The following is an 18,369-nucleotide window of genomic DNA, read 5'->3' as shown; positions in this document are numbered from 1 at the left end:
CCCGGACAATTAGTGTTGTTTCAATTTATCTTTATGCTTGGTCAACTGACGTGCCAGCTTATCAATTAAACCGTCAATGGCGGCGTACATATCCTGACCTTCCGCACTGGCATGAATTTCACCACCGTTAACATGCAGTGTCGCATCTGAGGTGTGGGTGACTTTCTCCACTTTCAGAACAACATAAACCTGGTTGATTCGGTCAAAATATTGCTCAAGTTTGGCAAATTTTGAGGTGACAAATTCGCGCAGGGCCTCGGTGATCTCGACGTTATTTCCGGTAATGTTGAGCTGCATAGCGTCTTCCTTATCAGTTGGGTCAAACGAGCTGTTTACGCTGGTTTGACGGCGGAATGGATAAAGACTCTCGGTACTTCGCAACAGTACGGCGCGCCACCATGATACCTTGTTCCGACAGCAAAGAGGTTAACTTGCTGTCGCTCAACGGTTTCGCTGGGTTTTCCGCCGCGATTAATTTCTTCACCAGTGCGCGAATCGCTGTGGAAGAGGCTTCGCCCCCGCCCTCAGTATTGACGTGACTGGAAAAGAAATACTTCAGTTCAAAAATGCCTCGTGGACTATGCAGATATTTTTGCGTGGTCACGCGAGATATCGTCGATTCATGCATCTCGACGGCCTGGGCGATATCGGCCAGCACCATCGGTTTCATATATTCTTCGCCTTGTTCAAAGAAGGCTTGCTGCTGTTCAACGATACAGTGACTGACGCGCAGCAGCGTATCGTTACGGCTTTCCAGACTCTTTATCAACCATTTGGCATCCTGCAGATTGCTGCGGATAAACTGACTATCGCCATCGTTGCGTGCGCTGTTGCACATTGAGGCGTAGTGCTGGTTGATTTGCAGACGCGGAATGCTGTCACTGTTGAGTTCAACCGTCCAGCGACCGTTATGCTTACGTACTAACACGTCTGGAATGACATATTCCGGTTCGCCGGTCTGGATCGACTGACCCGGACGCGGATCGAGCGACTGGATCAGATTGACGGCTTCTTTCAGCACATCTTCTTTCAGTCGTGTAACGCGCATTAACGTGCGGAAGTCGTGATTGGCTAACAGATCAAGGTGATCGCTTATAATGAGTCTGGCCTCTTCCAGCCACGGCGTGGTTTTGTCGAACTGGGAGAGTTGGATCAACAGGCAGTCGCGCAGATCTTTCGCTGCTACGCCAACCGGGTCAAAGCGCTGGATCCGTTTGAGGACAGCTTCAATTTCATCGATATCGATCTCGTCATCACCCATGCTTTCGAGAATATCTTCCAGCGGCACGGTGAGATAACCCGTCTCATCAACAGCATCGACGATAGAGGTGGCGATAGCGCGGTCAGTATCGGAAAACGGCGTCAGTTCGACCTGCCACATCAGGTAATCTTGCAAGGTTTGCGTCGTTTCACCCTGATAGATCGGCAACTCGTCGTCGATGTAGTCGCCGCTGGTGCCAGATGGTGTACCGGCGGTATAGATCGTGTCCCAACTGGCATCAAGCGGTAGCTCTTCCGGCATCTCTTTTTGTTCGAGCGCGTCAGCGGCGTCCAGCGTTTCGCTGTCTTGTGTTTCGCGGGTGTCGATTTCTTCATGAGTGTCGATTTGCTCAAGCAGCGGATTGCTCTCCAGCGCTTGCTGTAGCTCCTGCTGAAGCTCCAGCGTGGACAACTGCAACAGACGAATCGCCTGTTGTAGCTGAGGCGTCATCGCCAGTTGTTGACTAAGCCTGAGTTGCAAACCTTGCTTCATGTTCAGAATCGTATTCTCCTGCTAAAACGTCGCAAACTTCTACCCTATCAGAGTCTGAAGTCTTCCCCAAGGTATACACGCTTAACGTGTTCGTCTTGTAAGATTTCCGTAGGCGTGCCGTGGGCGATCAAATGCCCCTGACTGACGATGTAAGCGCGTTCACAAACCGCCAGTGTTTCACGCACATTGTGGTCAGTGATCAGCACACCCAGACCGCTATCGCGCAGATGTTCAATAATGCGTTTGATGTCGATAACCGAGATCGGATCAACCCCAGCAAATGGTTCATCGAGCAGGATAAATTTCGGATTCGCTGCCAGTGCGCGGGCAATTTCTACACGGCGACGTTCACCACCGGAGAGTGACTGTCCCATGCTGTCGCGCAAATGCTCAATGTGGAACTCTTCCATCAGCTCATTTGCGCGGTCTTCGCGCTGTTCAGCCGATAAGTCGTCACGAATTTGTAGCACTGCCATCAGGTTATCGTAGACGCTCAGGCGACGAAAAATTGAAGCTTCCTGCGGCAGATAACCGATACCGCGACGTGCGCGGGCGTGTAGTGGAAGCAGGCTGATATCGTCATCATCAATGATGATGTTGCCCGCGTCGCGCGGCACGATACCTACAACCATATAGAAAGTCGTTGTCTTACCGGCGCCGTTTGGCCCAAGCAGACCGACAATTTCCCCGGAATTGACGGTCAGACTGACGTCTTCTACCACGCGGCGGCCTTTATAGGCTTTTGCAAGGTTCTTTGCGGTTAATGTTGCCATAACGAATTAATTACCCTTCTTCTGCGCCGGGGTTTGGCCTTTGTTGTTTTTGTCCTGCAACTGCGACGGTACCAGAACGGTGGTGACGCGCTTGCCTTTGTCGCTGAAAGCCTGCATTTTCTGCTCTTTCACCAGATATGTGATCTTATCACCCGTGATGTTGCTGTCGATCTGCTTCAGAAAGGCATTGCCAGTAAGTACAACAAAATCTTTTGCCAGTTCGTAGTGCATCTGGGAGGCGTGACCTTCGACAGGTTTGCCGTTGTCCTGCATCTGATAGAAAGTTGCAGGTTTACCGTAGCCATCGATCACTTCTTTACCTTGTTCGCCACCGGGACGGGTGACGACCACTTTATCGGCATTAATTTTGATGGTGCCCTGGGTAACGATGACGTTACCGGTGAAGGTAACCACGTTGCCTTGCATATCAAGAGACTGCTGGTCCGATTCAATGTGGATCGGCTGGTCAGTGTCCCCGGTTACGGCAAATGCCGGAATACTGGCGGCCAGAAGTGAGCTGGCAAGCACAAGATTAAGGCTGAGTTTGTTTGTTTTGAATTTCATAGGATGTTCTAACCTTTTCAATCAGCTCGGCGTTCTTGCTGCGTAAGTTGCCGCGCATTTTCAGACCGCTGGAGTTAAATGTTGTTCCGTATAACGTGACGAGGTCTTCAGAGGTAACATCCTGCGTTACCAGATTGATCTGCGCGTTATCTGTCGTGATTCTACGAAGTTGAGAGTCCGGCACTAGCGCGTTGACTTCAACGTGTCCATACAAATAGAGCATCCGGTCATTAGTCAGCTTGGCTTTATCAGCTTTTACCGACCATGTCGGGATTTTATCCTTATCAAACGTGGTAAGTACCGGCTGCGTAAACCACGAAACAGCCTGATCGGAATAATATTCAACGTGTTGAGCAATCAATCGATAGCTTAGCGCTCCTTCTGGGTTATAGACGAGCGTGTCCGTATGCTCGCTTTTATAGGTGGGATCATTATTGTTGACGACCACCTGGGCGATATCGTCTTTCTCGGTCATGTTAATGCCGATCATCACCAAAACCGCCAGTGATAGCACAATGATAACCCAACGTCTGGCTTTACTCATATCGATTGCCCTTTGGCTTCATCCAGTTTGCCCTGCGCCAGGAGTAATAAGTCGCAAACTTCTCGTACCGCGCCGCGACCGCCAGCAATGTACGTCACATAGTCGGCGCGTGGAATCAACAGTGGATGCGCATCGGCAATGGCAACGCTTAAGCCCACTTTTTCCATCACCGGCCAGTCGATGAGATCATCTCCAACGTAAGCCACGTTTTCCGGTGCGATCGCCAGTTTTTTTAGCAGATCGTTAAAGGCGATAAGTTTGTTCGACTGCCCCTGGTATAAATGGGTGATCCCTAAAGTCGCACAACGATCTTCTACCAGTTTAGCCTTTCGCCCGGTAATGATAGCGACTTCAATATCAGAGGTGAGCGCACAACGAATGCCATAACCGTCACGAACATTGAACGCTTTCAACTCTTCGCCGTTGTTGCCCATATAAATCAGACCATCTGACAATACGCCATCGACGTCGAGGATCAGCAGACGAATATTTTCTGCTTTTGCCATAACATCAGCGCTGACAGGGCCGTAACAGGTCTCAATCGACGCACCTGCTTTACTCATTGTCGTTTATCCTTGAATCTTTACACTACGCCTGCACGCAGTAAATCATGCATATGTAACACACCGAGTAAACGGTCGCCATCGGCAACCATTACGGAGGTGATATGGCGGGACTGCATTAAGTTCAGCGCCTCGACGGCCAGAATGCCAGGACGTACGCGAATTCCGCCTGGCGTCATCACATCGGCAATACCTAATTGACGGACATCCACGCCCATATCGAAGACACGGCGTAAATCGCCGTCGGTAAAGATGCCTTCAATCATCATATTGTCATCGCAAATGACGGTCATACCAAGATTTTTGCGGGTGACTTCCAGTAATGCGTCTCGCAGACTGGCGGTTTTTTTGACATGCGGGATCTCATCGCCCGTATGCATAATATCGCTGACCCGTAACAGAAGTTTACGACCTAGTGCGCCGCCCGGATGCGAGAGCGCAAAATCCTCAGCGGTAAAGCCGCGTGCCTTTAGCAGAGCAACGGCGAGCGCATCGCCCATGACTAGCGTGGCGGTGGTGCTGCTGGTCGGCGCCAGCCCCAGTGGACAGGCTTCTTTCGCGACTTTAACACACAGGTGCACGTCTGCTGCGCGCGCCATGCTGCTATCCGGGCGGCCCGTGATGCAGATTAACGGTACGCGCAGACGCTTGAGAACCGGAATTAATGCGGATATTTCGCTGGATTCGCCTGAGTTGGAGATGGCTATCACTACGTCCTGCGGAGTGACCATGCCTAAATCACCATGCGCGGCCTCACCAGGATGCACAAAAAACGACGGCGTACCGGTGCTGGCAAACGTTGCGGCCATTTTGCGTCCAATGTGCCCCGATTTTCCCATCCCCATGACCACGACTTTCCCTTTACACCAGAACATCTTTTCACAGGCGAGTGTGAAATTCTGATTGATATATTGATCAAGCTCCGCCAGGCATTCACGTTCAATCGCCAGGACTTCTTTACCTGTTTGCTGAAAGTCAAAACCCGGTTGTAACTCTACGTGCGACATAATGCGTTTCCAGTTATTCAACGAGTATTGGCGATAACCAGTACAACATCGCCAGCCATACGATAAATCCGCTTATTAATAATCCCCCTACGCCGCGGCCTGGTTGAGGGGAGCGTCGCCAGCACAGCAACGCAAAAATAATGCTCACCAGCAGCATCACGCTATAGTCACGGCTGTACGCCAGCGGGTTAATTTCCCCTGGCGTTATCAGCGCAGGCAGGCCCAACACAATAACGATATTAAAAATGTTCGCACCGATGATATTACCGACGGCGATGTCGTTTTCACCTTTACGAACACCGGCTATTGCGGTTGCCAGTTCCGGCAGGCTGGTGCCGATAGCAACTACCGTCAGACCGATGGTCAGCTCGCTGATAGCAAAATAATTTGCCAGCACAGTCGCATTATCAATCACCATTCGCGTTGCTACTGGCATGATAATCAGCGCAATACCGAGCCATAAAAATGCGACGGGCAATCCCCCTTCGCGTGGCAACTCTGCCAACTGTTCTTTGGCCAGGCTGTCCGTCCCCTGACGCTCGGTCTGACGTGCAAGTTTAACAATGAACAGCAGCCATAGCACAGCCAGAAAAAGGAGAAAGATACCATCGTTACGGCTAAGTTGTCCGTCGTAGAGTACGGAACCAGCCACCACGCTGACCAATAACATTAAGGGTAATTCGCGGCGCAGAACATCGGAATGGACGGTAAAAGGGCGCACCAGCGCGGCCAGACCGAGAATCAGTAATATGTTGATAATGTTTGAGCCGAGCGCAGTGCCGACAGCTAAGTCTCGTTGTTCATGTAATGATGTTGCGAGTGAAACGATGATTTCTGGCAGTGAAGTCCCAATACTGACGATCGTCATACCGATGATTAGCGGTGGAATGCCAAACGTTCGGCAAAGAATTGAGGCGGCAAATACCAGACGGTCGGCACTGTAAACGACCAAAAGTAAACCAACAATTAACAGTGCCGTTGCTAAAAACATCTAACGTCCTTTCTTCAGGTATACTCGCCGGTCCGCTGAAGATTTTCAGAAAGCCGTGACGAATTCTTAATTTTGACTTTATGCGGCTAAAAAGTAAAACAAATGCCAGCTTTCGCTAACCATGGCAGGTAATATTCTGTAAATATGCTGGGTTCATGGTTAAATTGAGCGCCATGCTTAGAAAAACAACGCAAGACGAAGGGTGAATCAATGGATCAGTCTGTGGCGAATTTAGTCGATATGCGCGATGTCAGTTTTACGCGTGGCAATCGCTGCATCTTCGATAATATTTCCCTGACCGTGCCGCGAGGGAAAATTACGGCAATCATGGGGCCATCAGGTATCGGTAAAACGACGCTGCTCCGACTGATTGGCGGGCAGATCGCGCCAGATAACGGCGAGATCCTTTTTGATGGCGAAAATATTCCGGCAATGTCTCGTTCGCGGTTGTATACGGTGCGTAAGCGGATGAGCATGTTGTTCCAGTCCGGGGCGTTGTTCACTGATATGAACGTATTTGACAACGTCGCCTATCCACTGCGCGAACATACCCAACTACCCGCGCCATTGCTACATAGTACGGTGATGATGAAACTGGAAGCCGTGGGGTTGCGTGGGGCGGCTAAACTTATGCCATCGGAGCTTTCTGGCGGAATGGCGCGACGCGCGGCGCTGGCGCGCGCGATTGCCCTGGAGCCGGATCTCATCATGTTTGATGAGCCGTTTGTTGGACAAGATCCGATCACCATGGGCGTACTGGTGAAGTTGATTTCCGAGCTGAACAGTGCGCTGGGTGTGACCTGCGTGGTGGTTTCTCACGATGTGCCGGAAGTATTAAGTATTGCGGATCACGCCTGGATTCTGGCGGACAAAAAGATTGTCGCTCACGGTAGCGCCCAGGCGTTGCAAGCAAATCCTGATCCGCGCGTCCGTCAGTTTCTGGACGGGATTGCTGATGGGCCTGTTCCGTTCCGCTATCCTGCCGGCGATTATCACGCTGATCTTTTACCAGGGAGTTAAGCCACTCATGCTGTTAAATGCGCTGGCGTCGCTCGGACATAAAGGGATTAAAACCCTCAGAACGTTCGGGCGGGCCGGGTTAATGTTATTCAATGCACTGGTCGGCAAACCAGAATTTCGCAAGCATGCACCGCTGCTGGTGCGTCAGCTCTATAATGTCGGCGTCCTGTCGATGCTGATTATTGTGGTTTCTGGCGTGTTCATCGGAATGGTGCTGGGACTGCAAGGTTATCTGGTTCTGACGACTTACAGTGCGGAAACCAGTCTGGGTATGCTGGTGGCGTTATCGTTACTGCGCGAGCTGGGACCGGTGGTCGCCGCGTTGCTGTTTGCCGGGCGCGCCGGTTCGGCGTTAACCGCTGAAATCGGCCTGATGCGTGCGACTGAACAACTCTCCAGTATGGAGATGATGGCCGTAGACCCGTTGCGCCGGGTTATTTCTCCACGTTTCTGGGCTGGGGTTATTTCATTGCCGCTGCTGACGATTATTTTTGTCGCCGTGGGGATTTGGGGCGGTTCGCTGGTCGGTGTCAGTTGGAAAGGCATTGATAGCGGGTTCTTCTGGTCGGCAATGCAAAACGCCGTCGACTGGCGTATGGATCTGGTTAACTGTCTGATTAAAAGCGTAGTGTTCGCGATTACAGTGACGTGGATTTCGTTGTTTAACGGTTATGACGCCATCCCGACTTCTGCCGGGATTAGCCGGGCAACCACTCGCACCGTTGTCCACTCGTCTCTGGCCGTACTGGGGCTGGATTTTGTGCTGACCGCATTGATGTTTGGGAATTGAGTTCATGCAAACGAAAAAAAATGAAATTTGGGTGGGTATCTTTTTATTAGCAGCACTGCTGGCGGCGCTGTTTGTTTGCCTGAAGGCAGCAAACGTAACGTCAATGCGTACTGAGCCGACCTACACGCTCTATGCGACGTTCGATAACATCGGCGGTCTGAAAGCGCGCTCTCCGGTGAGTATTGGCGGCGTTGTTGTGGGGCGTGTCGCGGATATTACGCTGGATCCGAAAACCTATCTGCCACGTGTAACGCTGGAAATTGAACAACGTTATAACCACATTCCCGACACCAGTTCGCTGAGCATTCGCACCTCCGGCTTGCTTGGAGAACAATATCTGGCGTTAAACGTCGGTTTTGAAGATCCAGAACTGGGAACTGCTATTCTGAAAGATGGCGATACGATTCAGGACACTAAATCTGCGATGGTGCTGGAAGATCTCATCGGTCAGTTCCTTTATGGCAGTAAAGGCGATGACAATAAGAATAGTGGTGATGCGCCAGCAACTGCTCCAGGTAATAATGAGGCTACTGAACCTGTGGGTACAACGAAATAATTTCAGGAGAACCGACGCATGTTTAAACGTTTAATGATGGTCGCTTTGCTGGTGATTGCGCCGCTGAGCGCGGCAATCGCGGCAGATCAGACCAACCCGTATAAGCTGATGGATGAGGCGGCGCAGAAAACGTTCGATCGCCTGAAGAATGAGCAATCGCAAATTCGGGCCAACCCGGATTACCTGCGTACCATCGTCGATCAGGAACTGTTACCGTACGTACAGATAAAATACGCCGGTGCGCTGGTACTGGGCCAGTACTACAAAAGCGCGACCCCGGCCCAGCGTGAAGCTTACTTTGCCGCTTTCCGTGAGTACCTGAAGCAGGCTTACGGTCAGGCACTGGCGATGTATCACGGTCAGACTTATCAGATTGCGCCAGAACAACCGCTGGGTGATAAAACGATTGTGCCTATTCGCGTTACCATTATTGATCCAAATGGCCGTCCTCCGGTGCGTCTGGACTTCCAGTGGCGTAAAAACTCCCAAACGGGCAACTGGCAGGCTTACGACATGATTGCTGAAGGCGTCAGCATGATCACCACCAAACAAAACGAGTGGGGGACGCTGCTACGTACCAAAGGCATTGACGGCCTGACTGCGCAACTGAAGTCTATTTCTCAACAGAAAATCACTCTGGAAGAGAAAAAATAATGAGCGAGTCGCTGAGCTGGATGCAGACAGGGGATACCCTGGCATTAGCCGGAGAGCTGGATCAAGACGTATTGCTGCCGCTTTGGGAAATGCGAGAAGAAGCGGTGAAGGGAATTAACCGCATCGATCTCAGCCGCGTGTCCCGCGTTGATACAGGTGGACTGTCGTTGTTGCTCCACCTTATCGATTTGGCGAAAAAGCAGGGCAATAGCGTGACGCTTCAGGGGGTAAACGACAAAGTGTACACCCTGGCGAAATTGTATAATTTACCTGCTGATGTCCTGCCCCGTTAAATTTTTCAGGCCGGATAAGGTGTTAATCACCTGTCCGGTAAATCTGTCTGCAAGTCGAGCCTTGTCTGATTTACCAGCGAGGCTTTTTGCTTATTTATGACAGCGCAACTTTGCTCTAAGATGTTTCGCTGGTTTATTTACTGATGAATGAAGAGCCCATGGAAAATAATGAAATTCAGAGCGTGTTGATGAACGCACTTTCCCTCCAGGAAGTCCACGTTTCCGGCGATGGCAGCCACTTTCAGGTTATTGCTGTGGGTGAGATGTTTGACGGCATGAGTAGGGTAAAAAAACAGCAGACGATTTATGGTCCGCTGATGGAATATATAGCGGATAACCGTATTCATGCTGTGTCGATCAAAGCGTATACACCGGCGGAGTGGGCGCGCGATCGCAAACTGAATGGCTTTTGAGCTATGGGCGACTCGCTGGTAGCGGATATGAATTGTTAACTGAGAATAAACTAAATGGATAAATTTCGTGTTCAGGGGCCAACAAAGCTCCAGGGCGAAGTCACAATTTCCGGCGCTAAAAATGCTGCTCTGCCAATCCTTTTCGCTGCGTTGCTGGCGGAAGAACCTGTAGAGATCCAGAACGTCCCGAAACTGAAAGACGTCGATACATCAATGAAGCTGCTCAGCCAATTGGGCGCAAAAGTAGAACGTAATGGTTCTGTGCATATTGATGCTCGCGATGTTAATGTCTTTTGCGCGCCATACGAACTGGTCAAAACCATGCGAGCTTCTATTTGGGCGCTGGGGCCGCTGGTGGCCCGTTTTGGCCAGGGACAGGTTTCTCTACCTGGTGGTTGTACTATCGGCGCTCGTCCGGTTGATCTGCATATTTCCGGCCTTGAGCAGTTAGGCGCAACCATCAAGCTGGAAGAAGGTTATGTAAAAGCATCTGTCGATGGTCGTCTGAAAGGCGCGCATATCGTGATGGATAAAGTCAGCGTCGGTGCAACTGTGACCATCATGTGCGCAGCGACTCTGGCGGAAGGCACCACCATTATTGAAAATGCGGCGCGTGAACCCGAGATTGTTGATACCGCTAACTTCCTGATTACGTTGGGCGCGAAAATTAGCGGTCAGGGCACCGATCGTATCGTCATCGAAGGTGTGGAACGTTTAGGCGGCGGCGTCTACCGCGTGTTGCCTGACCGCATTGAAACCGGTACTTTCCTTGTGGCGGCGGCGATCTCTCGCGGCAAAATTATCTGTCGCAACGCTCAGCCAGATACTCTTGACGCAGTGCTGGCGAAACTGCGTGATGCCGGAGCGGACATCGAAGTTGGCGAAGACTGGATTAGTCTGGATATGCATGGCAAACGTCCGAAGGCTGTGAACGTGCGTACCGCGCCGCATCCGGCATTCCCGACCGATATGCAGGCCCAGTTCACGCTGCTGAACCTGGTGGCGGAAGGCACCGGATTCATCACCGAAACGGTCTTTGAAAACCGTTTCATGCACGTGCCAGAGCTGAGCCGTATGGGCGCGCATGCCGAGATTGAAAGCAATACCGTTATCTGTCACGGCGTTGAAAAACTTTCCGGCGCACAAGTTATGGCGACCGATTTACGTGCTTCAGCAAGTCTGGTACTCGCAGGCTGTATCGCAGAAGGTACAACGGTTGTTGATCGTATTTATCACATCGATCGTGGCTACGAGCGCATTGAAGACAAATTGCGCGCACTGGGCGCTAACATCGAACGTGTGAAAGGCGAGTAATCGTCTGATAGCTGGCAGCCCCGTTCGCGGGGCTACCGCCAGGCTACTCATTTTTGCGGTTTGGTGTAGCTTCGCATCAACTGCGTTCTGTCGATAAACTCATGTGTCTGCGGATCATGATAGCGTGATGGCCAGATAACCCAGGGGTCAGTTCCCAGCGCTTTCGCAATAATCATCTCTCCCTTTGGCCATGGACGCGACAACGCATTCGCCAGTGTTGAAGAACTTAAACCGTTTCTGCGAGATTCCGCCGCCATTGACGTACCTTTTTTCCGCAAGCCAGCAATAATATCTGCGGGATGCCAGTCAATGAAATTATTCTCCATCTTTCCTCACTCCTTAAGTCACTTACATTCAGAACATAAACTTCGGGTAGCACAACTATACTCTGGATGGCGTATTGCTCTAAAAAGTTCCTGTAAAGAGTGTGAATATTCAGAATATATCAAGATTAGCGGGCTGAAGTTTAGACAGCATTAAGCCGAATAAAGAGTTTTTTGGAGTATACTGGAATCATCCCGCGCAGCACGCGGGATGAGGGGAAGGGATTAACGATCGCGTTGAACCGCGATGTGTGCGAGGCCGATTAATGCTTCTCGCCATGGCGTATCCGGTAATACCTGCAATGCTGCTATAGCTTTGTCTGCTTCTTCCTCTGCACGCTGACGCGTCCATTCCAGAGAACCACAAGCGTTCATTGCTTCCAGAACCGGTTCCAGTAGATGGCGACCATTACCTTGCTCAATAGCTGTACGGATCATCTGCGCCTGTTCTGGAGTACCGTGATGCATGGCATGTAGCAGCGGCAGTGTTGGCTTGCCTTCGTTCAGATCATCCCCAACGTTTTTACCCAACTGCTCGCCGTCGGCGTTATAGTCCAGCAGATCGTCAATGAGCTGGAAGGCCGTGCCAAGGTAGCGACCATAATCTTGCAGGCCTTTTTCCTCTTCCGGCGTACAGCCTGCCAGAATACCGGAACACTGAGCCGCAGCTTCAAACAGACGCGCGGTTTTGCTGTAAATAACGCGCATGTAGTTCTCTTCAGTGATATCCGGGTCATTAACGTTCATAAGTTGCAGAACTTCACCTTCTGCGATGACGTTGACTGCTTCTGACATCACCTCCAGCACTTTGAGCGAGCCGAGGCTGGTCATCATCTGGAAAGCGCGGGTATAAATAAAATCACCGACCAGCACACTGGCAGCGTTGCCAAATGCGGCATTGGCCGTGGCTTTACCACGACGCATATCCGATTCATCCACAACGTCGTCGTGTAGAAGGGTCGCGGTGTGGATAAACTCGATCAGAGCGGCGATGGTGACATGCGCATTTCCCTCATAGCCAACGGCTCTGGCAGCCAGTACGGCAATCATCGGACGAATACGTTTACCGCCGCCGCTAACGATGTAATAGCCTAACTGATTGATCAGCTGGACGTCGGAATTAAGCTGCTCGAGAATTGCCGCATTAACACCCGCCATATCTTGCGCGGTTAACTCATTGATTTTTTCTAAATTCATCGCAAAAGCCGGGCTTTTCGCCCCGATTACCTTACTGTGAACACAGGCAACTTAGGGTTTATGGTTAGGAATATATGCTGATTGTACTGAAAAAACGGCACAGATAAACGTTACCGTACAAGTTGTGTTTTTTTCTTCGTGTATTGACTGTAGCACTTGTCAAAGGCGCGCGTTTTGCGTAATATTCGCGCCCTATTGTGAATATTTATAGCGCACTCTGAATCATTGAAAAGGTGTGCGCGGAAGCGGAGTTTTATATGTACGCGGTTTTCCAAAGTGGTGGTAAACAACACCGAGTAAGCGAAGGTCAGACCGTTCGCCTGGAAAAGCTGGACATCGCAACTGGCGAAACTGTTGAGTTCGCTGAAGTTCTGATGATCGCAAACGGTGAAGAAGTCAAAATCGGCGTTCCTTTCGTTGATGGCGGCGTAATCAAAGCTGAAGTTGTTGCTCACGGTCGTGGCGAGAAAGTTAAAATCGTTAAGTTTCGCCGTCGTAAACACTATCGTAAGCAGCAGGGCCATCGTCAGTGGTTCACTGATGTGAAAATTACTGGCATCAGCGCCTAAGACCTGAGGAGAGATTTCAAATGGCACATAAAAAGGCTGGCGGCTCCACACGTAACGGTCGCGATTCAGAAGCTAAACGCCTGGGCGTTAAGCGTTTCGGTGGCGAATCCGTTCTGGCGGGTAGCATCATCGTTCGTCAACGTGGCACCAAATTCCACGCTGGCGCTAACGTAGGTTGCGGTCGTGACCACACTCTGTTTGCTAAAGCAGACGGTAAAGTGAAATTCGAAGTTAAAGGCCCGAAAAACCGTAAATTTATCAGCATCGAAGCTGAATAAGTTTTTCGCGTCCCGGTAACGGATGAAAGCCCCGCAACACGTTGCGGGGCTTTTTACATTAGATAACCGGTAAAAAATGCTCACAGCGCGGCGTTAATCCGCAAACGCGTTTTGCAGGAAATACGGTATGAAGCAGCAGGCAGGCATTGGTATTCTTTTAGCGCTCACTACAGCAATTTGCTGGGGAGCGTTGCCAATCGCAATGAAGCAGGTGCTGGAGGTCATGGAGCCTCCGACAATCGTGTTTTACCGTTTCTTGATGGCAAGCGTTGGCCTGGGCGCCATTCTTGCAGCGAAAAAGAAACTGCCGCCATTACGTGTTTTTCGTAAGCCTCGCTGGTTGATTTTGCTGGCAGTGGCGACTGCCGGGCTGTTTGGGAACTTCATCCTGTTCAGCTCGTCTTTGCAATATCTGAGTCCTACTGCCTCGCAGGTGATTGGGCAACTCTCGCCGGTAGGCATGATGGTTGCCAGCGTATTTATCCTGAAGGAGAAAATGCGTAGCACCCAGGTTGCGGGGGCATTGATGCTTTTGAGTGGGCTGGTGATGTTCTTTAACACCAGTCTGGTCGAGATTTTTACCCGACTCACCGATTACACCTGGGGAGTTATCTTTGGGGTCGGTGCGGCGACGGTTTGGGTGAGTTATGGCGTGGCGCAAAAGGTTTTATTGCGTCGGTTGGCTTCACCGCAGATTCTGTTTTTACTGTACACTTTATGTACAATAGCGCTCTTCCCACTGGCACAGCCTGGGGTGATAGCGCAGCTTAGCAACTGGCAGCTCGCATGTTTAATTTTTTGCGGGCTGAATACGTTGGTAGGATATGGCGCCCTGGCGGAAGCGATGGCACGCTGGCAGGCAGCGCAGGTGAGCGCGATAATCACGCTTACCCCACTGTTTACGCTGTTTTTTTCAGATCTTTTATCACTGGCCTGGCCCGATTTCTTCGCCAGACCGATGTTAAACCTTTTAGGTTATCTCGGTGCGTTTGTCGTGGTTGCGGGCGCGATGTATTCCGCCATTGGTCATCGTATTTGGAGCGGATTACGTAAGCATGCAACGGTGGTATCGCAACCCCGCGCAGGCGAATGATTTACGGAGAATAAAATGAAGTTTGTTGATGAAGCATCGATTCTGGTCGTTGCAGGTGATGGCGGTAATGGTTGCGTGAGCTTCCGCCGCGAGAAATATATCCCGAAAGGCGGCCCGGATGGCGGCGACGGCGGTGACGGCGGTGACGTCTGGATGGAAGCCGACGAAAACCTGAATACGCTTATCGATTATCGTTTTGAAAAATCTTTCCGCGCGGAGCGTGGTCAGAATGGCGCAAGCCGCGATTGCACCGGTAAGCGTGGTAAAGACGTGACGATTAAAGTGCCAGTAGGTACGCGTGTTATCGATCAGGGCACCGGTGAAACCATGGGCGATATGACCAAACACGGTCAGCGTCTGCTGGTTGCCAAGGGCGGTTGGCACGGTCTGGGCAATACCCGTTTTAAATCTTCTGTTAACCGTACACCACGGCAGAAAACCAACGGTACGCCGGGCGATAAGCGCGAGCTGCTGCTGGAGCTGATGCTGCTGGCTGACGTCGGTATGCTGGGGATGCCAAATGCCGGTAAATCGACCTTTATCCGTGCGGTCTCGGCGGCTAAACCGAAAGTGGCGGATTATCCGTTTACCACTCTGGTGCCAAGCCTGGGCGTGGTACGTATGGATAACGAAAAGAGCTTCGTTGTTGCCGATATTCCGGGGCTGATTGAAGGCGCTGCTGAAGGTGCTGGTCTGGGGATTCGCTTCCTGAAGCACCTGGAACGTTGTCGCGTGCTGTTGCACCTCATCGATATCGATCCGATTGATGGTACCGATCCGGTTGAGAATGCGCGCATTATTATCAGTGAACTGGAAAAATACAGTCAGGATCTGGCAGCGAAACCACGCTGGTTAGTCTTCAATAAGATTGACCTGCTGGATAAAGCGGAAGCCGAAGAGAAAGCGAAAGCGATCGCTGAGGCGTTGGGCTGGGAAGATAAATATTATCTGATCTCTGCGGCGAGCGGACTGGGCGTGAAAGAGCTCTGCTGGGATGTGATGACCTTTATCATTGAAAACCCAGTTGTGCAGGCCGAGGAAGCGAAACAACCAGAGAAAGTCGAGTTCATGTGGGATGATTATCACCGTCAGCAGCTTGAAGAGATTGCTGAAGAGGATGATGAAGACTGGGACGACGACTGGGATGAAGACGACGAAGAAGGCGTTGAGTTCATTTACAAACGTTAATGACCGATGACAAATGGCCTGATGCGCTACGCTTATCAGGCCATACAGAGTATGGCAATATATTGAATTTGCATAATTTTGTAGGTCGGATAAGGTGTTTACGCCGCATTCGGCATAAACAAAGCGCACTTTGTCAATAATCTGAAACCCCGGCCATGCGCCGGGGTTTCTCTTTAGACTAATTATTCTGATAAATATCTTTATACAAACGGCTTTCAAAACGCACTAACGGAATACGGCGATTACGCTGATCCGCCGGTTCTACTGCATAGCCAGAAAGATATTGTACAAACGCCATTCGTTGCCCACTTGCTGTGGTGATGAATCCTGCCAGGTTATACACGCCCTGCAACGAACCGGTTTTTGCCGAAACTTTGCCATCCACACCTGCCTGATGCAGACCTGCACGGTACTGCAAAGAGCCGTCATAGCCCGCCAGCGGCAGCATGGAGATAAAGTTAAGTTCATTATCGTGTTGAGCTATGTATTGCAGCACTTGCATCATGGTGGCGGGGGCAATCAGGTTATGCCGCGAAAGCCCTGAACCATCGGCAATAATCGTGTTACCAATATCGATACCAGCTTGCTGGCGCAGGATCTGACGCACGGCGTCCGATCCGGCCCGCCATGTTCCAGGCACATTGAAGCGCGCATGACCAATCATGCGGAAAACTGTATCAGCGATCATGTTGTCCGACTTTTTCAGCATAATCTTAAGCAGATCGTGCAAAGGCGCTGATTGTTTACTGGCGACCACCGTTCCTGGTTCATTAACCTGCGTCTGGCGCAGCAACGTGCCGCTATAAGTGATACCCGCCTGCTTTAGCTCATCTTTCAGGATGGCCCCAGCGTAGCTGGCGCCATCCTGCACGGCGAAAGCCAATGGTAGCGGCTCTGAACGTTGTGGCAGGCATCCGGTCAACGTAAAACGATTCAGGTCGCCAGGCACTACGTCCAGCTCGCAATATTGTGCCTCAGCAGAGCCGCGAGGAAGCGTTCGTACCTGGCTGAACATCGTAACGGGGTAATATGACGCCACACGAATAAAAGCCATATCACCAGGTTTTTGTGCGCTGTAAAGCGAGACGGAGAAGCAGTTGCGATCGACAATAGCGGCGGCTGGCGGAGCGCTAAAGCATTGTGTCATATCGTTCCACGGCCAGCCGGGGGCTTTATCGTGGCTGGCGAAAATAGAAGTATCAACGAGCACATTGCCATCGATTTGTGTGACGCCAGACTTTTTCAACGCGGTGACCATATTGCGAAGATCCTGACGTTTTAGTGTCGGATCGGCACCAAATCGTGCGACTAAGTCGCCTTTAAGCACACCGTTCTCTACGTTGCCTTTGGTTTCCAGCGTGGTGGTAAAACGAAAATCGGGGCCAAGCTGAATTAATGCCGCCAGCGCAGTGATCACCTTCTGTGTACTGGCGGGAAGCGCCATCTGTTGACTGTGGTAATCAATAGTAGGGGCAGAAGCGCCGACTTTTTGCACCATCAGGGCAAGGTTGGCACCGACGGGGAGTTGAGTAATGTACTCATCAACATTCGCGGCCTGAACACTGAACGCTATACCGCTGGTCAGTCCGATGATAAATCTGGAAAATCGCATAATCTCGCGCTAACAACCTGGAATCAAGCCGTCATACTACGGCGCAACGCCCTATAAAGTAAACGATGACCCTTCGGGAACTTCAGGGTAAAATGACTATCAAAATGTGAATTGTAGCTGGCCTGGGACCTGTTCCCGGGTCGGTATTTTTTTGCTTCTGGTCCCGGCGAGGAGTTGTGCCGGGCATGCCGAACAGCCGGGGTGGGTGGAGACCTGCCCCATCAGGAATATTCAAGAGGTATAACAAATGCAAGCTATTCCGATGACCTTACGTGGCGCTGAAAAATTACGCGAAGAGCTGGATTTTCTGAAATCTGTGCGCCGTCCTGAAATCATTGCCGCTATCGCTGAAGCGCGCGAGCATGGCGACCTGAAAGAAAATGCTGAATATCACGCAGCCCGTGAACAGCAAGGTTTTTGCGAAGGACGTATCAAAGATATCGAAGCCAAGCTGTCGAACGCGCAGGTGATTGATGTCACCAAAATGCCAAATAATGGTCGTGTGATTTTTGGTGCAACCGTAACGGTGTTGAATCTGGATTCTGACGAAGAGCAGACTTATCGCATCGTTGGCGACGACGAAGCTGACTTTAAGCAGAACCTGATTTCTGTAAACTCGCCTATTGCTCGTGGGCTGATTGGCAAAGAAGAAGATGATGTTGTGGTCATCAAAACACCGGGCGGCGAAGTAGAATTTGAAGTCGTTAAGGTGGAATACCTGTAAGAATTACCCAATACTCAAGATGTTGATGTATTGTAAAGAAAGGAAAAAGGCCGCTATGCGGCCTTTTATCAACGAACAGAGCGTGGCATTTTGCTCTCCTGTCTGCGGAAAATCCCTCGTTTTACACAGCAAATGTGTGTAACTTTAGGA

At 50.9% G+C, this 18,369-nt stretch carries 23 protein-coding genes; 12 read left to right on the top strand and 11 right to left on the bottom strand.

Translation table 11 applies throughout. The features are described from left to right. Window positions 1-9 precede the first annotated feature (9 nt). The 8 genes from hpf to EA14781_RS00385 are packed head-to-tail and all read right to left on the bottom strand — an operon-like array spanning window position 10 to window position 6,195. Window positions 10-297 carry a ribosome hibernation promoting factor gene (gene hpf / locus EA14781_RS00420; protein WP_001176602.1) on the bottom strand — a complete coding sequence of 96 codons (288 nt, stop codon included), beginning with the start codon at window positions 295-297 and terminating at the stop codon, window positions 10-12. A 22-nt stretch (window positions 298-319) separates the two neighbouring features. Then, window positions 320-1,753 carry an RNA polymerase factor sigma-54 gene (gene rpoN, locus EA14781_RS00415; RefSeq protein ID WP_000809031.1) on the bottom strand — a complete coding sequence of 478 codons (1,434 nt, stop codon included), beginning with the start codon at window positions 1,751-1,753 and terminating at the stop codon, window positions 320-322. 47 nt (window positions 1,754-1,800) lie between these two features. Beyond that, complete coding sequence (lptB, locus tag EA14781_RS00410) at window positions 1,801-2,526, bottom strand: LPS export ABC transporter ATP-binding protein (protein ID WP_000224099.1); 726 nt, start codon at window positions 2,524-2,526, stop codon at window positions 1,801-1,803. Window positions 2,527-2,532: 6 nt separating this feature from the next. Continuing rightward, window positions 2,533-3,090 (bottom strand): lipopolysaccharide ABC transporter substrate-binding protein LptA, encoded by a 558-nt coding sequence (lptA, locus tag EA14781_RS00405; RefSeq protein ID WP_000669777.1) that lies wholly within the window; start codon window positions 3,088-3,090, stop codon window positions 2,533-2,535. Beyond that, window positions 3,059-3,634 carry an LPS export ABC transporter periplasmic protein LptC gene (gene lptC / locus EA14781_RS00400; protein ID WP_000030541.1) on the bottom strand — a complete coding sequence of 192 codons (576 nt, stop codon included), beginning with the start codon at window positions 3,632-3,634 and terminating at the stop codon, window positions 3,059-3,061. The genes lptA and lptC overlap by 32 nt, the downstream gene beginning before the upstream one ends. Beyond that, the gene (kdsC, locus tag EA14781_RS00395; RefSeq protein WP_000029998.1) at window positions 3,631-4,197 is read right to left on the bottom strand and encodes a 3-deoxy-manno-octulosonate-8-phosphatase KdsC; all 567 of its coding nucleotides are present in this window, start codon (window positions 4,195-4,197) and stop codon (window positions 3,631-3,633) included. The genes lptC and kdsC overlap by 4 nt, the downstream gene beginning before the upstream one ends. Before the next feature lie 20 nt (window positions 4,198-4,217). Continuing rightward, complete coding sequence (gene kdsD, locus EA14781_RS00390) at window positions 4,218-5,204, bottom strand: arabinose-5-phosphate isomerase KdsD (RefSeq protein WP_002460973.1); 987 nt, start codon at window positions 5,202-5,204, stop codon at window positions 4,218-4,220. A gap of 13 nt (window positions 5,205-5,217) precedes the next feature. Continuing rightward, a complete protein-coding gene (locus EA14781_RS00385; RefSeq protein WP_000477916.1) occupies window positions 5,218-6,195 on the bottom strand; it encodes a calcium/sodium antiporter in 978 nt (325 codons plus the stop codon). A gap of 210 nt (window positions 6,196-6,405) precedes the next feature. Between EA14781_RS00385 and mlaF the strand changes: the two genes are divergently transcribed. The 7 genes from mlaF (at window position 6,406) to murA (ending at window position 11,235) form a co-directional block, all read left to right on the top strand. Continuing rightward, window positions 6,406-7,215, top strand: a complete 810-nt coding sequence (gene mlaF / locus EA14781_RS00380; protein ID WP_000372845.1) for a phospholipid ABC transporter ATP-binding protein MlaF — start codon at window positions 6,406-6,408, stop codon at window positions 7,213-7,215. Between the two features lie 7 nt (window positions 7,216-7,222). After that, window positions 7,223-8,005, top strand: a complete 783-nt coding sequence (mlaE, locus tag EA14781_RS00375) for a lipid asymmetry maintenance ABC transporter permease subunit MlaE (protein WP_000925792.1) — start codon at window positions 7,223-7,225, stop codon at window positions 8,003-8,005. A 4-nt stretch (window positions 8,006-8,009) separates the two neighbouring features. Continuing rightward, on the top strand, window positions 8,010-8,561 hold the full coding sequence (gene mlaD, locus EA14781_RS00370; RefSeq protein WP_002460978.1) for an outer membrane lipid asymmetry maintenance protein MlaD: 552 nt from the start codon (window positions 8,010-8,012) through the stop codon (window positions 8,559-8,561). A gap of 18 nt (window positions 8,562-8,579) precedes the next feature. Continuing rightward, on the top strand, window positions 8,580-9,215 hold the full coding sequence (mlaC, locus tag EA14781_RS00365) for a phospholipid-binding protein MlaC (protein ID WP_000476469.1): 636 nt from the start codon (window positions 8,580-8,582) through the stop codon (window positions 9,213-9,215). Next, window positions 9,215-9,508 carry a lipid asymmetry maintenance protein MlaB gene (mlaB, locus tag EA14781_RS00360; protein ID WP_000004486.1) on the top strand — a complete coding sequence of 98 codons (294 nt, stop codon included), beginning with the start codon at window positions 9,215-9,217 and terminating at the stop codon, window positions 9,506-9,508. Before mlaC ends, mlaB begins: the two co-directional genes overlap by 1 nt. 158 nt (window positions 9,509-9,666) lie before the next feature. Continuing rightward, window positions 9,667-9,921: a BolA family iron metabolism protein IbaG gene (ibaG, locus tag EA14781_RS00355; RefSeq protein WP_002460982.1), complete on the top strand. Its 255-nt coding sequence runs from the start codon at window positions 9,667-9,669 to the stop codon at window positions 9,919-9,921. A 54-nt stretch (window positions 9,922-9,975) separates the two neighbouring features. Next, on the top strand, window positions 9,976-11,235 hold the full coding sequence (murA, locus tag EA14781_RS00350) for a UDP-N-acetylglucosamine 1-carboxyvinyltransferase (RefSeq protein WP_000357276.1): 1,260 nt from the start codon (window positions 9,976-9,978) through the stop codon (window positions 11,233-11,235). A 47-nt stretch (window positions 11,236-11,282) separates the two neighbouring features. Here murA and sfsB read toward each other — a convergent pair whose 3' ends face one another. Both sfsB and ispB read right to left on the bottom strand, forming a co-directional pair. After that, window positions 11,283-11,561 (bottom strand): DNA-binding transcriptional regulator SfsB, encoded by a 279-nt coding sequence (gene sfsB / locus EA14781_RS00345; RefSeq protein ID WP_000429728.1) that lies wholly within the window; start codon window positions 11,559-11,561, stop codon window positions 11,283-11,285. A gap of 222 nt (window positions 11,562-11,783) precedes the next feature. After that, window positions 11,784-12,755, bottom strand: coding sequence for an octaprenyl diphosphate synthase (ispB, locus tag EA14781_RS00340; protein ID WP_001047336.1), 972 nt, complete (start codon window positions 12,753-12,755; stop codon window positions 11,784-11,786). Window positions 12,756-13,012: 257 nt separating this feature from the next. Between ispB and rplU the strand changes: the two genes are divergently transcribed. From rplU to cgtA, 4 genes are all read left to right on the top strand, one after another. Then, entirely contained in the window at window positions 13,013-13,324 is a 312-nt protein-coding gene (rplU, locus tag EA14781_RS00335) for a 50S ribosomal protein L21 (RefSeq protein ID WP_000271401.1), read from the top strand. Window positions 13,325-13,344: 20 nt separating this feature from the next. Next, entirely contained in the window at window positions 13,345-13,602 is a 258-nt protein-coding gene (gene rpmA, locus EA14781_RS00330) for a 50S ribosomal protein L27 (RefSeq protein ID WP_000940595.1), read from the top strand. Window positions 13,603-13,729: 127 nt separating this feature from the next. Then, window positions 13,730-14,695: a DMT family transporter gene (locus EA14781_RS00325; RefSeq protein WP_000813044.1), complete on the top strand. Its 966-nt coding sequence runs from the start codon at window positions 13,730-13,732 to the stop codon at window positions 14,693-14,695. 15 nt (window positions 14,696-14,710) lie between these two features. Then, window positions 14,711-15,883 carry an Obg family GTPase CgtA gene (gene cgtA, locus EA14781_RS00320; protein ID WP_000673566.1) on the top strand — a complete coding sequence of 391 codons (1,173 nt, stop codon included), beginning with the start codon at window positions 14,711-14,713 and terminating at the stop codon, window positions 15,881-15,883. A 178-nt stretch (window positions 15,884-16,061) separates the two neighbouring features. Here the strand turns inward: cgtA and dacB are convergent, their stop codons facing one another. Then, window positions 16,062-17,495, bottom strand: a complete 1,434-nt coding sequence (gene dacB, locus EA14781_RS00315) for a serine-type D-Ala-D-Ala carboxypeptidase (RefSeq protein ID WP_001212672.1) — start codon at window positions 17,493-17,495, stop codon at window positions 16,062-16,064. Window positions 17,496-17,742: 247 nt separating this feature from the next. Between dacB and greA the strand changes: the two genes are divergently transcribed. Continuing rightward, entirely contained in the window at window positions 17,743-18,219 is a 477-nt protein-coding gene (greA, locus tag EA14781_RS00310) for a transcription elongation factor GreA (protein WP_001148003.1), read from the top strand. Window positions 18,220-18,369 lie beyond the last annotated feature (150 nt).

Origin of the sequence: Escherichia albertii NBRC 107761 = DSM 17582, assembly GCF_000759775.1 — a bacterium.
GTDB lineage: Bacteria > Pseudomonadota > Gammaproteobacteria > Enterobacterales > Enterobacteriaceae > Escherichia > Escherichia albertii.
This window is presented reverse-complemented; position numbering and strand designations above follow the sequence as displayed.